Annotated in this window: 11 protein-coding genes; 9 read left to right on the forward strand and 2 right to left on the reverse strand. The window is 68.1% G+C overall.

What is annotated here, in order from left to right:
- Positions 1-33: 33 nt before the first annotated feature.
- The 8 genes from AC1DT6_RS31080 (at position 34) to AC1DT6_RS31115 (ending at position 11,257) form a co-directional block, all read left to right on the forward strand.
- A complete protein-coding gene (locus AC1DT6_RS31080; protein WP_441635484.1) occupies positions 34-591 on the forward strand; it encodes a penicillin-binding protein activator LpoB in 558 nt (185 codons plus the stop codon).
- A 13-nt stretch (positions 592-604) separates the two neighbouring features.
- Positions 605-2,050: a PelD GGDEF domain-containing protein gene (locus AC1DT6_RS31085; protein ID WP_441635486.1), complete on the forward strand. Its 1,446-nt coding sequence runs from the start codon at positions 605-607 to the stop codon at positions 2,048-2,050.
- Positions 2,043-3,029: a tetratricopeptide repeat protein gene (locus AC1DT6_RS31090; RefSeq protein ID WP_441635488.1), complete on the forward strand. Its 987-nt coding sequence runs from the start codon at positions 2,043-2,045 to the stop codon at positions 3,027-3,029. Before AC1DT6_RS31085 ends, AC1DT6_RS31090 begins: the two co-directional genes overlap by 8 nt.
- Positions 3,026-4,627 (forward strand): GT4 family glycosyltransferase PelF, encoded by a 1,602-nt coding sequence (pelF, locus tag AC1DT6_RS31095; RefSeq protein WP_441635489.1) that lies wholly within the window; start codon positions 3,026-3,028, stop codon positions 4,625-4,627. The genes AC1DT6_RS31090 and pelF overlap by 4 nt, the downstream gene beginning before the upstream one ends.
- A 1-nt stretch (position 4,628) precedes the next feature.
- Positions 4,629-5,999, forward strand: a complete 1,371-nt coding sequence (gene pelG, locus AC1DT6_RS31100; RefSeq protein WP_035870095.1) for an exopolysaccharide Pel transporter PelG — start codon at positions 4,629-4,631, stop codon at positions 5,997-5,999.
- Positions 6,000-6,248: 249 nt separating this feature from the next.
- A complete protein-coding gene (locus tag AC1DT6_RS31105; RefSeq protein WP_477115190.1) occupies positions 6,249-6,995 on the forward strand; it encodes a response regulator transcription factor in 747 nt (248 codons plus the stop codon).
- Positions 6,996-7,080: 85 nt separating this feature from the next.
- A complete protein-coding gene (locus AC1DT6_RS31110) occupies positions 7,081-8,853 on the forward strand; it encodes a FecR family protein (protein ID WP_441635495.1) in 1,773 nt (590 codons plus the stop codon).
- On the forward strand, positions 8,843-11,257 hold the full coding sequence (locus tag AC1DT6_RS31115; protein WP_441635497.1) for a CHASE2 domain-containing protein: 2,415 nt from the start codon (positions 8,843-8,845) through the stop codon (positions 11,255-11,257). Before AC1DT6_RS31110 ends, AC1DT6_RS31115 begins: the two co-directional genes overlap by 11 nt.
- Positions 11,258-11,274: 17 nt before the next feature.
- Here the strand turns inward: AC1DT6_RS31115 and AC1DT6_RS31120 are convergent, their stop codons facing one another.
- Positions 11,275-11,487, reverse strand: a complete 213-nt coding sequence (locus AC1DT6_RS31120) for a hypothetical protein (RefSeq protein ID WP_441635499.1) — start codon at positions 11,485-11,487, stop codon at positions 11,275-11,277.
- 241 nt (positions 11,488-11,728) lie between these two features.
- On the opposite strand from AC1DT6_RS31120, the gene AC1DT6_RS31125 reads away from it, so the two are divergent.
- Complete coding sequence (locus AC1DT6_RS31125; RefSeq protein ID WP_441635501.1) at positions 11,729-12,721, forward strand: helix-turn-helix domain-containing protein; 993 nt, start codon at positions 11,729-11,731, stop codon at positions 12,719-12,721.
- A 267-nt stretch (positions 12,722-12,988) separates the two neighbouring features.
- Here AC1DT6_RS31125 and AC1DT6_RS31130 read toward each other — a convergent pair whose 3' ends face one another.
- A complete protein-coding gene (locus AC1DT6_RS31130; protein ID WP_441635513.1) occupies positions 12,989-14,557 on the reverse strand; it encodes an amidase in 1,569 nt (522 codons plus the stop codon).
- Between the last annotated feature and the right edge of the window lie 169 nt (positions 14,558-14,726).

A 14,726-nucleotide genomic window follows, 5' to 3' on the forward strand; every position in this document is an offset into this window, starting at 1 on the left:
TTCACCGTACGCAATCGAGAAGGGGAGTGAGTCATGGAGAAAACTAGCACGAAGCAGAACCGCGCGGCACGACTGCTGGGCTGGTGCGGTGCGCTGGGCGCGGCCCTTTGGCTGGCCGGATGCGCGGTGACCGACGTGGGCCGCGCCCCCGCGCTGCCTGCCGGCGAATCGCTGGCGGTCTTGCCGATCGTCAACTACACCGAGACGCCGCAAGCGGGCCTGCGCGCCGAGGCGATTGCGGAGAGCTTGCTGAAGACCGGCGGCATTGCCAACGTCAAGCGCTATCCGGCCAGCCTGAACCCGGAAACGCTGTTCGAGCCGGCCGAGCGGGAATCGGTGGGCAAGGCGCTGGAATGGGCGCGTACCCAGAAGGTGCGCTATGCCCTCACCGGCGCGGTGCAGGAATGGCGCTACAAGGTCGGCGTGGATGGCGAGCCGGCGGTGGGCATTTCCCTGCAGCTGCTCGACGTGAGCACCGGCGAGGTGGTGTGGACCGCCACCGGCAGCGACAGTGGCTGGAGCCGCGAATCGCTGTCCGGTACCGCGCAGAAGCTGCTGCGCCGCCTGCTGGCGCCGCTGCGCCAGGGTTGAGTCGCGGGAGAGCGTGATCGTGGCCAATACAGCCGACAAGATACGGGAAGGACAAGGCATCGGCGCGGGCGGCCGCTATTTGCGGTTGCTCGCGCCCGCCACGAGCGGACCGGTCTCTGCGGTCGAGCTGGTGGTGACGATGGCCCTGGCGATGGCACTGGGATACGCGGTCCTGCCCGACAACCCCCTGCTGCTCGGGCTGGGTTTCCCCTGGGCATGGCTGCTGCCGATCATACTGGCGCTGCGCTATGGCACGCTGATTGGCGTGGGTAGCGTGCTGATGATGCTGGCTGGCTGGTTCTTTTTCCACCAGGTCGGAGCGCAGCCGGGGGCATTTCCGCGCCTGTTCTTCCTGGGAGGGCTGCTGACGGTGCTGGTGGCCGGGCAGTTCGGCGATGTGTGGGGCACGCGGCTGGCGCGCGCGCGCGCCGTCAATCGCTACCTGGAAGAGCGCCTTGCCGCGCTGACCAAGAACCACTACCTGCTGCGCGTATCCCACGCGCGGCTGGAGAACGACCTGCTGGCCAGGCCCACCACGCTGCGCGATACGCTGTCGCAAATGCGTGCCGTGACGCTGGAAGATAGCGCGTCCGGCAGTGCGCTGGTTGGCGCGCGCCCCATGCTGCAAGTGGTGGCGCAGGCCTGCCAGGTGGAAGGGGCAGCGCTGTACGCGGTCGTTGGCGACAAGGTGGCGGACGAGGCCTCGGCGCAAGTTGGCCCGGCATTCGAGTTCGACGCCAACGATGCGCTGGTGCGCCATTGCCTGGAGACGCGCCAGCTGGCGCACCTGCAGGCCGGCGGGCTGTCGCGCCAGTCGCCGGATCATCCGCAGACCCGCTATGTGGCGGTGGCACCGGTGCTGTCCGGGGCCGACAAGCTGGTTGGCCTGCTGGTGGTCGAGCGCATGCCGTTCCTGTCGCTCAGCTACGAGAACCTGCAACTTCTGATGGTGCTGATGGGCTACTACGCCGATGGCGTCGAGCATGCCGCGTCCACCCGAGCCATCGAGGCGGCCGTGCCAGGCTGCCCGTACGACTTCGCGCTGGACTACGCCCGCTTGTCCCGGCTGCGCCGCGATAGCGGCATCGAAAGCACGATCGTTGCGCTGGTGTTCGACCTGGACGAGTCCCGCGATGCGCTGTTCGAGCAGGTCATCCGCAGCCGCCGCGCGCTCGACGTGGCATGGCCGCTTACCAGTGTGCACCAGCGCGCGCTGCTGACCCTGATGCCGCTGTCCGACAACGAGGCGGCCTCGGCCTACCTGGTGCGGATCGAGGACATGTTGCGAGCCCAGTTCGGCACGGATTTCGAAGCCGCGCGCATCGGCGTGCATATGCTGGCCGTGCCAGCCAGCGCACCGGTGGAGCCGCTGATCCGGCTGCTGCACCGTTGTCATGTGGATGTACACCCGGCGCCGGTACCGGTGCCCGTGGCACTGGGCGAGGCTGCCCGTGGGTAAGCTCGGCGTCGGCGGCCTCACCGCACAAATCGCAGCCCTGGCGCTGCTGGCGCGCGCCGGTACCAGCACGCCGTTGCTGCTGGCTTTCCTGCTGTCGCAGGGGATTGCCGCCGCGATGATCGCGATAGTGCTGTGGCGCCTGCTGCCTCGGCGCTTCCGCGTGCCGTTCGCGTGGAGCTACGGCTATCTGTTCGCGTTCTGCTTCCTGGTGCCGATGGCGGGTGCCATCGTCTGCCTCGGCAGCTTGCTGATCGCGCGCCTGTTCCCGGGCCCGCGCCAGACGGCCGGCATTGGCCTGGTCGGACTGCCGGTGTTCGTCACTCACCTGATCTCGCGCGTGACCCATGGCGGAGGCGCCCGCTTGCGCGCGCAGCTTGGCAATACGCGCGCGCCGCTGCCCGAGCGCATGACCGCGCTGGTGGCCATGCAATCGATGCCGGCGCGCACATCCAGCCCGGTGTTGCGCGAACTGCTGGCCGATAGCGCCGACGACGTGCGCCTGCTGGCCTACGGCATGCTGGACGGCGCCGAGAAGCAACTGACCCAGCAGATCATGGCCGAGCTGCCGCGTCTTGAAGAGGCCCTCGACGCGAGCGAGCGCGGCGAGATCAACAAGCGCCTGGCCGACCTGCACTGGGAGCTGATCTACCAGAACCTGGTGCAAGGCGACGTCTACCGCTACACCGCGGACCAGGTCGAGCGCTACGCCCGCGCCGCGCTGGAGGTGGACCCTGAACAGGCCGGGCTGTGGTACATGCGTGGCCGCCTGGCCCTGAACCGCCACGAGCCCGCGCAAGCGCGCGAGTGGCTGGAGCGGGCCGAGGCGCTGGGTTTTGCGCGAGAGCGCACGCTGCCGCTGCTGGCCGAAGCCGCCTACCTGGAGCGCGACTACGCCGCCGTGCGCACCATCCTGCTGTTGTTCGACAGCCCATCGCCGTTGCCACTGGTACGGCCCCTGCTGCGTTACTGGCAATCATGAGCAATACCCCTTCGCCCCGCGCCGACTCGGCCGATGTGGCCCTGCTGCTTGAGGGCACCTTTCCGTATGTGAGCGGCGGGGTGTCGAGCTGGGTCAACCAGATGATCCGGGCGTTCCCGGAAATCCGCTTCGCCATCGTCTTTATCGGCAGCCGCCGCGAAGACTACGGCGATATGGTCTATGCGTTGCCGGACAATGTCGTGCACCTGGAGACCCATTTCCTCTACGACTTCGCGCCGCCGCCGCTGGTGCACGGCAGCGACGGCGATCCGGATACCTTCGCCGCCTCGGCGCAACTGCACGAGGTGCTGCGCCAGCCCGGTCGCGAGCAGGAGGCCGGCGAACTGATCCGCGAGCTGATGCCCGAGCTCAATGACGGCGGCAACCTGTCGGAAGATGCATTCCTGTACAGCCGCAATGCCTGGCGCACCATCACCGAGCAATATCGCCAGTACTGCACCGATCCGTCCTTCACCGATTACTTCTGGACCGTGCGCATCATGCACAAGCCCTTGTGGCAGCTGGCGCGCATTGCCGAGGGGCTGATCCCGGCCAGGGTCTACCACACGGTTTCCACCGGCTATGCCGGCTTCCTCGGCGCCATGCTGCACTACCGCACGGGCCGGCCCTTGCTGGTGTCCGAGCACGGCATCTACACCAAGGAACGCAAGATCGACCTGTTCCAGAGCCAGTGGATCCGCGACAACCGCAACGTGTTCGAGCGCGATATCTCGCAGATCAGCTATTTCCGCGAGCTGTGGGTGCGCTTCTTCGAAACGCTGGGCCGCGTGTGCTACGACGCCGGCGACACCATCGTCGCGCTCTACGAGGGCAACCGCCAGCGCCAGGTGACCGACGGCGCCAGGGCCGAGCGCACCCGCAATATTCCCAACGGCATCAACCTGCCGCGGCTGGCCGCGCTGCGCACCCGGCGCGCGTCCGGCGTGCCGCCCGTGCTGTGCCTGATCGGGCGGGTCGTGCCGATCAAGGACATCAAGACCTTTATCCGCGCCATGCTGACCGTGGTGCGGCAGTTCCCGGATGCCGAGGGCTGGATCGCGGGACCCGAGGACGAGGATCCCGAATACGCGCGGGAATGCCGCAGCCTGGCCGAGAGCCTGGGCCTCGCCGGGAAGGTCAAATTCCTGGGTTTCCAGCGCATCGACGACCTGCTGCCCAAGGTGGGCGTGCTGGTACTCAGCTCCATCAGCGAGGCCTTGCCGCTGGCGGTGCTGGAAGGCTTCGCCGCTGGCGTGCCGTGCGTGACCACCGACGTGGGCTCGTGCCGGCAACTGATCTTCGGCCTGCCCGGCGAGGATGCCGCACTGGGCGCCGCCGGCGACGTGGTGCGCATCGCCGACCCGGCCGCGCTGGCCGAGAAGGCGATCGGCCTGCTAGGTTCCCCGCGCGCCTGGCATGCCGCGCAGCAAGCCGGCATCCAGCGCGTGGAGCGGTACTACACGCAGGAGATGATGGTGGGCAGCTACCGCGAACTGTACACGCGCCTGATGGCGCAGCCACGGGTGGCGTCCTCTGCGGGCGCGTCGCCCGCCAGGGCGGCCCAGGCCGCGGGCTGCCCCATGAAGGGAGGGCGCTGAAATGGCGGGGATTGGTTTCGAACTACGCAAGATGCTGCGGCGGGACAGCCTGTCGGGCATGCTCGGCGCGTACGCCTATGCCGGCATCATCAGCTCCGGGCCGTGGGTCCTGTCGATTGTCGGCATCCTGCTGATCGGCCTGCTGAGCCTGCCCTTCGTGGTGCCGGGCAGCCTGGTGACACAGTTCCAGGTGTCGGTGACCTACCTGATCGCGGTCAGCCTGATCCTGACCGGGCCGATGCAGCTCTCGTTTACCCGCTTCACATCGGACCGGCTGTTCGAGAAGCGCGATGGCCTGGTGCTGTCGAACTACCACGCGGTGGCCCTGCTGGTCACGGTGCTGGCGGGCGCGGCCGGCATCGGCTGCGCGCTCTTCGCCTTCCAGGGCCAGTCGGTGCTCTACCGGCTGCTGATGACCGCGGGCTTCGTGGTCATGAGCAATATCTGGATCGCGGTGATCTTCCTGACGGGCATGAAGCAGTACAAGGCTATCGTCTGGACCTTCCTGCTTGGCTATACGCTGACGGTGGCGGCGGCGCTGGCATTGCGCGGCTATGGCCTTGAAGGCCTGCTCCTGGGTTTCGTGGCCGGGCAGTTGAGCTTGCTGACGGCGATGGTGGTGCTGATCTACCGCAACTACACCAGCCAGCGCTTCATGTCGTTCGAGGTGTTCCAGCGGCGCTATGCCTACCCGAGCCTGATGGCGATCGGGCTGCTGTACAACCTTGGCATCTGGCTCGACAAGTTCATGTTCTGGTATTCGCCGTCCACCGGACAGCAAGTGATCGGACCGTTGCACGCATCGATCATCTACGACATCCCGGTGTTCCTGGCCTACCTGGCGATCATCCCCGGCATGGCGGTGTTCCTGGTGCGCATCGAGACGGACTTCGTCGAGTACTACGACGCCTTCTACAACGCCGTGCGCGGCGGCAGCTCGCTTGAGCATATCGAGGATATGCGCAACACCATGGTGCAGACGATCCGCCTGGGGCTGTACGAGATCGTCAAGGTGCAGGCCATCGCGGCGCTGCTGCTGTTCGTGGTGGGCAGCTGGGTGCTGGGGGCGCTGGGCATCTCGGAGCTTTACCTGCCGCTGCTGTATGTGGACGTGATCGGCGCCAGCCTGCAGGTGGTGCTGCTCGGGGTGCTCAATATCTACTTCTACCTCGACCGCCGGCGCGAAGTGCTGCTGCTCACCGGGCTGTTTGTGATCCTCAACCTGGCGCTCACCGCGGTGACGCTGCAACTGGGCCCGGCCTGGTACGGCTACGGTTTCGCGATCTCGCTGCTGGTCGTGGTGGCGCTGGCTGTTTACATGCTCGACCGCAAGCTCGATCGCCTCGAGTACGAAACCTACATGCTGCAATAATGGTGCTACGCCCCGGGGGGCGGGGGCGATGCGGGTGCGCGGTACCCCCCCCACGCCAGTCTTGGCGTGGCGACGCCCGATTCTGTACCATTCCCCCCTACGCGCCTGGCCTGGCCTGCTCGCGCTCGCGCTTTCTCCCTGACGGAAAACGCGGGATGAACGCAGCAGTTGCGCAGGAGTTGCGCAGGAGTTGCGCAAGAAGTGCGCAGGAAGTGCGGGGCGGAACATGGCGGCAAGGAAGAGGTAAGTATGAGAATAGCTTCGGTGGAAGACGACAAGAGCCAGTCCGAGCTGATCCAGCAGATCCTGGTCTCGGCAGGCCATGAGTGCGAGTGCTTCGCCAATGGCAGCACGTTCCTGCGGGCGCTGCGCGAGCAGGCGTTCGACCTTCTTGTCGTGGACTGGCAATTGCCCGATACGAGCGGTCTCGAGGTGGTGACTTGGGTACGGCAGAACTCCGGTCCCAATCCGCCCATCCTGTTCCTGACCAGCCGCGCGATGGAGGAAGACATCGTCGCCGGGTTGGGCGCCGGCGCCGACGACTACATGATCAAGCCGATCCGGCGCGCCGAGCTGGTGGCGCGTGTTTCCGCCTTGCTTCGCCGCACCTATCCGCAGGCGCAGCAGGACAGCGCGGTGATCCGGGTGGGCAACTACCGTGTGGATCCGCAAGCGCGCACCGTGACCTGCGGCGAGAACAAGGCGGAGATCTCGCCGCGCGAGTTCGACCTGGCCCTGTTCCTGTTCCGCAACCTTGGCCGCCTGGTGTCGCGCGAGGTGATGGAACAAGCTGTCTGGGGCCGTGACATCGGGGCGGGCTCGCGCACGCTCGACACGCATATCTCGCGCTTGCGGATCAAATTGGCGCTGCGGCCCGAGAACGGCGTGCGCCTGAYCTCCGTGTATTCGCACGGCTACCGTTTCGAAGCCGCGGGAGACGGTGACAAGCAGGAGCACCAGAATACCCCGGACGCTTTGGGCAAGCCGGACTTGTAGGGTTTGCAGGACTTGCACGACTTGCAGGGGTTGACGGATTTGTGGGATTCGCAGGGTTTGCAGGATAAGCAGGAAGACTGAGTTTATGAAGTGGTTCGAAATGGCGGCAGGCAGGAAGCGCGGCATCGCAGTGCGATCTGGCGAGGCGGGTGCGAAGGGCGCAATCGATGCAATCGGCGCAATCGGCGTGGCCGGATGGATTGGTGTGCTGGGGGCCGCGTGGCCGCTCGACGCCGCCGCGCAGGCAGCGGGCACAGAGGGCGCCAACTTTATCTATCTGGTTCGCCCGGGCGACACGCTCATCGGCGTGGCCGACCGTTTCATGGCGCAACCCGCCCGCTGGCGCGAGTTGCAGGCACTGAACAAGGTGGCGGACCCCTACCGCCTGCCGCCCGGCATGCGCCTGCGCATCCCGCTGGTCCACATTCCGGTCACCAACGGCACCGCCCGCGTGGTGTTTGTGACAGGGCCGGCCAGCGCGGATGGCCGCGAGCTGCAGGCTGGCATGGAACTCGCCGAAGGCGCCCGCATTGAAACCGGCGCAGGCGGCACCGTCACCATGGAACTGGGCGACGGCTCCCGCGTCACGCTGCCGCCCGCCTCCAGGATGGAAGTCAGCAGGCTGCGGGCCTTCGCCCGCTCGGGCCTGACCGACGCCGTGTTCGGCGTCGGTCAGGGCGAGGTGGAATCCCGCGTGGCGCCGCGCGGCACGGGCGTCGGGCGCTTCGAAATCCGTACCCCTTCGCTGGTGACTGGCGTGCGCGGCACGCGCTTTCGCGTTGGCACCGAGGCTGGCGCCAGCCAGAGCGCCGTGCTCGAAGGGCAAGTGCAGGCACGCTCGCGCCGTGGCCAGCAGGCGGTGGTGGGCGCCGGCTATGGCGTCAGCGTATCGCCAACGGGCGTGCTGGCGCGGCCGGCCGCGCTGTTGCCCGCGCCGGTGCTGGCGCCGCTGCCCCAGCCCCTGCTGGCCAGCCGCGCCACGGTGAGCTGGTCGCCGGTGGCGAAAGCCGCCGGCTACCGCGTGGTGGTCTCGCGCGATGCGGCCCAGACCGAGCTGCTGTCCTCCCAGACCGTCAGCGCCGAGCAAGCCGCGCTTGAGGACTTGCCCGAAGGCGAGCTCTACCTGGGCGTAAGCGCGCTGGATGCCACGCACCTCGGCGGCGCGGGCGTGGTGCTGCCGTTCGCGGTACGGCTCAACCCGCCCCCGCCTTTTACGCTGGAGCCCGAGCGCAACGGCACTGCGTACGGCGAGACGGTCACGTTCGGCTGGGCCGAGGTCGCCAGCGCGGCGCAATACGAATTCGAAGTGGCGGCCGACGCGGACTTCAGGCAGGGCGCCATGCAGGCGCGAAGCGCCGCGCCGTCGGCCAGCCAGGCGCTCGCGCCGGGCCGCTGGTGGTGGCGGGTACGCTCGCTTGACGCCGGTGGCCAGCCCGGTCCCTGGAGCGAGCCGGGGGCGTTCGCGCTGGAACCGTCGCCGCCGCAGCCGCGCCTGGAGGACGATGGCGGCGACACGCTGCGCATCGCCTGGCCGGCAGCCGGCGCCGCCGGCGCTGCGCAAGCCTACCGGCTGCAGATGGCGTCCGACGAAGCCTTTACGCAGATCGTGGCGGACGTGCGCACGGAAACGAACGAAGGCCGCTTGCCCCGTCCTGGCAGCGGCACGTATTTCGTGCGGGTGGGGCGTGAGGGCGCAGCGGCTGCCGCAACCAATGCCGCAACCAATGCCGCTACCGTTAGCCCGGCAGCGCGGCCGCACTTCTCCGCGCCCCAACGCATCGAGGTGAAGCAGTATGTGCGCGATGCGCAGGGCCAGCCCGTGAGCGCTGGCGGGCGTCTGCTCAATCGTGCCAACTAGCCTGGCCCGGCTGGCCGCGCGCGCCGGCTCGCGCGCGCACTCCGTGCGCCGTGTGTTGGCGCGCATCCTGGCTGGCTATCAGCGCCGCACGCTGATCGAGTGGGCCGTGCTGACGGCCGCGGTGCTGGCGCTGGTGGTGGCTTGCGCCGCATTCGGCTGGAGCGAGCGCGCCGACACGGCGGTCTACGACCTGTCTGTCGCGGCCCAGCATCACGCCCCCAGTGACGACATCGTGATCGTCACCATCGACGATCCCAGCATCTCCGCCATTGGCCGCTGGCCCTGGCGCCGCTGGGTGCTGGCCGACCTGATCGGGCGCATCGCGGCCGATGCCCCACGCGTGATCGGCGTCGACGTGATCCTCTCCGAGCCCGACCAGTTGCATCCCGAGGACGACCGCGCGCTGGCAGGCAGCATGGCGCGCGCGGGCAACGTGGTGTTGCCCGCGCTGGCCGAAGCGGGGCAGGATGGCCTGATGGTGCGCTATCCGCTGACCGGCCTGGGCGCCGGGGTGGGGCACATCAATATCGCGGTGGACCTCGACGGTATCGCCCGCCAGGTCTTCCTGCAGGAAGGGTTGCCGGGCCGGCAACTCAATCATTTCTCGGTCGCGATGGTCGGTTTCGGCGAGCCGCCGCGGCCGGTGTCCAGCTACCGGCACGACGACCAGGCAAATGACCTGGGCGCCGATGGCTGGATGCGCAACTACCGGTTGCGCATTCCATTTGCCGGGCCGCCCGGCACGTTCCGCCTGGTTTCGGTGCTCGATGTGCTGGGCGGCGCGCTGCCCGCGGATTTCTTCCGCGGCAAGTCAGTGCTGATCGGTGCGACCGCGAGCGGGCTGGGCGACGTGTTTCCCACGCCGGTATCCCGCAGCGGGCATGGCATGAGTGGCGTGGAAATCATCGCCAACGCCATGCAGACGCTGCAGAACGACAGCGCCATCGTCACCTTGCCCGCGCCGTGGTTCTGGCTATGCACCCTGCTGCCGGTACTGCTGGCGAGCCTCGCCTCGCTGGCGACGACGCCGCGCAACGCGCTGCTGGTCACTGCGGTGCTCCTGATTGGCTCGCTGGCCGCCAGCCTGCTGCTGGTGGTGCTCGGGCACCTCTGGTTCGCGCCGGCCAGCGCCCTGCTGGGTTGCAGCCTGTTCTACCCGCTGTGGAGCTGGCGGCGCCAGGAAGCGGCGCTGAAGTTCCTCACGGATGAGCTGGCGCAGCTGGAGCAGGAGCCGGGCCTGCTGGCCATGCCCGCCGGCGAGGGCGAATCCGGCCGCAATCTGGATACCCGCATGCGCGCGGTGTACCGCATGACCACCCGCTTGCGCGACCTGCGCCAGTTCCTGTCGGACGGGCTGGAAGGCCTGCCGGAAGCCACCGTGATCTGCGATCCGTCGGGGCGCGTGCTGCTGGCCAACCGGCGTGGCCTGCTGCTGGCGCCGCGCACGCTCGGGCCGCTGGCCGACATGAGCGCGCCGCGCCCCGGCATTCGCGAAATGATCGACGAAGTATTCGCCCAGCCCAAGGCAGGGCTGGACTATTGGGACCAGTTGCGCAGCGCTTTTGCCGACGGCGAGGCCGTCCACGCGGAGCCGGCGCAGGCCCCGCCCGGCGTGGAACTCGAAGCCCGCGGCGAACGTCCCATGCTGCTGCGCGGCGCACCGCTGCGCAGTGACACCGGCGGCGTGGCCGGCCTGATCGTCAGCGTCATCGATATCACCCAGGTGCGCGTGGCCGAGCGGCGGCGCGAGGAGTCCCTGCGCTTTATCTCGCATGACATGCGATCCCCGCAGTCCTCCATCCTCGCCCTGATCGACCTGCAGAACGAGCCCGGCCGGGCGCTGCCCGAGGCGACCCTGCTGGCCCGCATCGGCGAGCACGCCAGCCGCACGCTGGACCTGGCCGACGACTTTATCCGGCTGGCCCGCGCAGAGGCGCCGCACCTGAGCTTCGTCGAAGTCGACCTGGCCGGCGTGGTGCTGGACGCCACCGACGAACTATGGGCGCTGGCCAGCGCCGCGCGCATCGCGCTAAAGATCGAGTTGGAAGAGGAACAGACGCAGGTGGTGGCCGAGCCGGTGCTGCTGGTCCGGGCCATTGCCAACCTCGTCAGCAATGCGATCAAGTTCAGCCCGCCGCAGAGCACCGTGACGGTGCGCCTGTACCGCGTGCCCAAGGGGCTGGCGATCGATGTGGCGGACCAGGGCAGGGGCATTGCCGAGGAAGACCAGGGGCGACTGTTCCAGCCCTTCGCGCGTCTGCACGGCACCGGCCGCGACGCGCCCGCCGGCAGCGGGCTTGGCCTGGTGTTCGTCAAGACGGTGGTGGAGCGCCACGGCGGAGAGATCAGGCTGGTCAGCGCCACGGGCGCCGGCGCCACCTTTACCATCATCCTGCCCTGTTGAGCAGGGTGCGCCGGCGCTCAGCGCGGCGTGTTCGCGGCCGTATGCTGCCCAGCGTGGCTGGCGGCGGGCACGGTGGCGGTAGCGATGGCGCGGCTATCCATCTGCCGGACCTTGCGCGCAGCGCGCTGCTCGTTGTCGTCCTGCAGTGTGACGCACAGCACGGTGATCAGCGCGAACCCCACCATGCAAAGCGCGACGTAGCCCAGCAACTTGTTGCGATTGGATCCCATATCGATGCCCGCTTTGAATAGCGCCGCATTCTAGGCGGCCTTCGCCGCGGTTATTGTCAACAAATGCAAAGGTGGTTTCCGGGCAAACCCTGCCGTGGCGCCGGCTTGTTGCGCCGTGCATCGACGGCGGCCCGGGCCAGCTATACAATCGTTGCGCAGTCCCGCACCTGAAAGCCTTGGCGCGCGTGGCCATGCCAGGCCGGCGCCGATGGTGTTGATTGGCCCCCACAGGCTGCCGCCCATGCCCAGCAACACAGAGCCCCTCGACACAGGCGCCGGCGCGCGCCCGGTACGCCACCTGGTAGCCACCGAGGCAACCATGGCGGCAGGCGGTCTCGACGGCTGGCAGCAGCGCTACCAGCAACTCACGCCGGGGCGTTTCCTTGCCGAAGTGCAGCAGGCTACCTACGGCGACGTCCACGTATTCCGCGAACAGACCAACCAGGCCTTGCTGGAAGAGGGCGAGGCGCGGCGCGGCTATCTCTCCATTGCCCTGCCGCACCGCGAGTGCCAGGACGGCTGGTTCGCCGGCTACCGCATGAGCGGCGATACCGTGCTGCAGGCAGGCAATGGCAAGCCGCTGGCCATGCGCACGCCACCGGGGCTGGACCTGCTTGGCGTGACCTTGCCCTTGCCTGCGCTGGAGCGCGTGCTGGAACGCGAGGGGGAGGCCGGTCTGCTGATGCGCTTGCAGCCGGCTACCGAGGTGCGGCGTGCCGCTTCGGAAGAGTTCCGCGCGGCGATGCTGGCGGTGCTGGCCGCGGCAGCGGTGCAGAGCGACTTGTTCAATCAACGGTTTGTTGAAAGCGCGATGCGGGATGCTTTGCTGATGGCGGTGGTTTCCACCCTTGCGCATGACAGCGGTGATGCCTTGCTGCCTACGCCGCCGGCGCGGCGGCGGCTGGTTGCGCAGGCCTATGAGATGGTGCGGGCTGCGCCGGAGGCGCCCTGGAGCGTGCTGGCGCTGTGCGAGCGGCTCGGGGTTTCCCGGCGGACGTTGCAATACAGCTTTAACGAGGTTACCGGGCTGGCTCCGTTGGAGTTTGTGCGGGCGGTGAGGATGAATGGGGTGCGGCAGGCGTTGCGGGGGCGGCAGGCGGCGGAGTTGGAGGGGGTGGGGGCTGTGGCGGCGCGGTGGGGGTTTACGCATTTGCCGCGGTTTGCGGCGCAGTATCGGGCGTTTTTTGGGGAGTTGCCGTCGGTGACTGTTTCTAGGTCAACGTCAAAGGCTTAACTGCTTAACTGCTTAACTGCAAAGTCAAAGGCGGTTTCACCCCCCTGCGGGGGGCGACCTACTTTCTTGTCTTGCCAAGAAAGTAGGCAAAGAAGGCGCCCCATACGGCCTGGTACACCTTGACGGCTCGCTTCGCATCGCGCTGGGGTGTGGACCGCCCTTGGGGGCGCTCCACACGGCTACACCGGGTCGTGATCTGGCGCCATCGCTCTTCTTTGCGCCGCCTGCGGGAGAGGACGGGCGCTGGCAGGAGTGTGATGTCTCGCTTTACCCCATCATCGCCGACGGCAGCCGCTTGCCCACCCAATCCCGCTCTTCTTCATAAGCCCGTGCCAGGCGCAACACCGACAGATCATCCCGCGGCCTTCCAATCAGCTGCATCCCCATCGGCAACCCCTGCGGCCCGAATCCCACCGGGACGCTGATCGCGGGGCATCCCGACAGCGTCCACGGGAACACCACTTCCATCCAGCGATGATAGGTATCCATCTCGCGGCCGGCGATCTGCTTCGGCCAGGGCTGGTTCACGTCGAAGGGAAACACCTGCGCGGTCGGTACGGCGATGTAGTCGAAATCCTTGAATACGCCGAGCAGTGCCTGATACCACGCGGTGCGTTCCATGCTGGCGGCGTAGATATCGCTGGCGCTGAGCTTGAGCATGCCTTCGATTTCCCAGATCGCGGCGTCCTTGAGCAGCGCGCGCTTGGCCGGGTCCTGGTAGAAGGCCAGCATGCCGTTACCGACCAGGAAATGACGGTGCACCAGCCACGTCTTCCAGAGCCGCTCGGGCGAGAACGGTGGCTTGATGGCTTCCACGCTGACGCCGAAGGCCGGGAAGGCCTTGAGCGCGTCTTCGCACAGCGGCAGGATGCCGGCTTCCATCGACAGGTAGCCATGCCAGTCACCCAGCCATGCCACGCGCTTGCCCTTGAGGTTGGTCTTCAGCGCGTCGGCTACGTTGGCGGGAGTGAGCGTGGCCAGCACGGGGTCTTGCGCCAGCGCTTGCGGTGTGCGCGGATCGGGCCCGGCTTGCGTGGCGAGCAGCAGGGCCACGTCGGCCACGGTGCGTGCCATCGGCCCTTCGTAGCCGAGTTGCTGGATAAAGACTTCGGCGGCCGGCCCGTAGGGCACGCGGCCGGCGGAGGGCCGCATGCCGTAGACGTTGCAGAAGCCGGCCGGGTTGCGCAGCGAGCCGCCGAAGTCGCTGCCGTCAGCTACCGGCAGCATGCGTAGCGATAGCGCCGCGGCCGCGCCGCCGCTGCTGCCGCCGGCGGTGCGGCCGGCGTCGAACGGGTTGCGGGTGGCGCCATAGACCGGGTTGAAGGTTTGCGAGCCCAGCCCGAATTCCGGCGTGTTGGTCTTGCCGATGAGCACCGCGCCGGCGGCGCGTGCGCGCTCTACGATGATGGCGTCCACGGTCGGTACGTTGTCGCGAAAGATCGGGGTGCCGAAGGTGGTGCGGATGCCGCGTGTGAGCGCCAGGTCCTTGGGCGCCTGCGGCATGCCGTGCATCCAGCCCGCAGGGCGTCCGGCGGCGAGCGCCTGGTCGCAGGCGGCGGCTTCCTGCAGCAGCACCTCGCGCTCGCGCAGCGCCACGATGGCATTGGCGCCGGGATTGACCCGCGCGATGTGGTCCAGATAGGCGGTCATCACCTCGCGGCTGGAAAGCTGGCGTGCATGGATGGCGCGCGAGAGCTGCCATGCCGGCATCATCACGATGGGGTTCGGGCCGCTTGCCGCCGGGCCGGGCGAGGACGCGCCGGATGCGTTCGATGCGCCGCCGCTGCCGGCGGGAGGCGCCGCGCTGGCCCCGCTTGCGGCTACGCCCGCTGCCATGCCGGCAAGCGTCGCGCCCGCGAGACGGCCTAGCAAGTCGCGCCGCGAGCGTTGTTCGGGACTGGCCGGCGCGGCGCCGGTGCCTGCGTCTTGTGGTTTGCCGCTATTGGTGGTGTTGCCAATGGGGTTCATCGTCTCATTCCTCGGTCTTTGTCCTTGTCCCGCGTCT

It is taken from the genome of Cupriavidus sp. 01L45 (genome assembly GCF_056399885.1).

Coding starts and splice junctions, on each gene's coding strand:
- AC1DT6_RS31130 (WP_441635513.1), bottom strand. CDS start 14,557: ATGGCAGCGGGCGTAGCCGCAAGCGGGGCCAGCGCGGCGCCTCCCGCC.
- AC1DT6_RS31125 (WP_441635501.1), top strand. CDS start 11,729: ATGCCCAGCAACACAGAGCCCCTCGACACAGGCGCCGGCGCGCGCCCG.
- pelG (WP_035870095.1), top strand. CDS start 4,629: ATGGCGGGGATTGGTTTCGAACTACGCAAGATGCTGCGGCGGGACAGC.
- pelF (WP_441635489.1), top strand. CDS start 3,026: ATGAGCAATACCCCTTCGCCCCGCGCCGACTCGGCCGATGTGGCCCTG.
- AC1DT6_RS31110 (WP_441635495.1), top strand. CDS start 7,081: ATGAAGTGGTTCGAAATGGCGGCAGGCAGGAAGCGCGGCATCGCAGTG.
- AC1DT6_RS31080 (WP_441635484.1), top strand. CDS start 34: ATGGAGAAAACTAGCACGAAGCAGAACCGCGCGGCACGACTGCTGGGC.
- AC1DT6_RS31120 (WP_441635499.1), bottom strand. CDS start 11,487: ATGGGATCCAATCGCAACAAGTTGCTGGGCTACGTCGCGCTTTGCATG.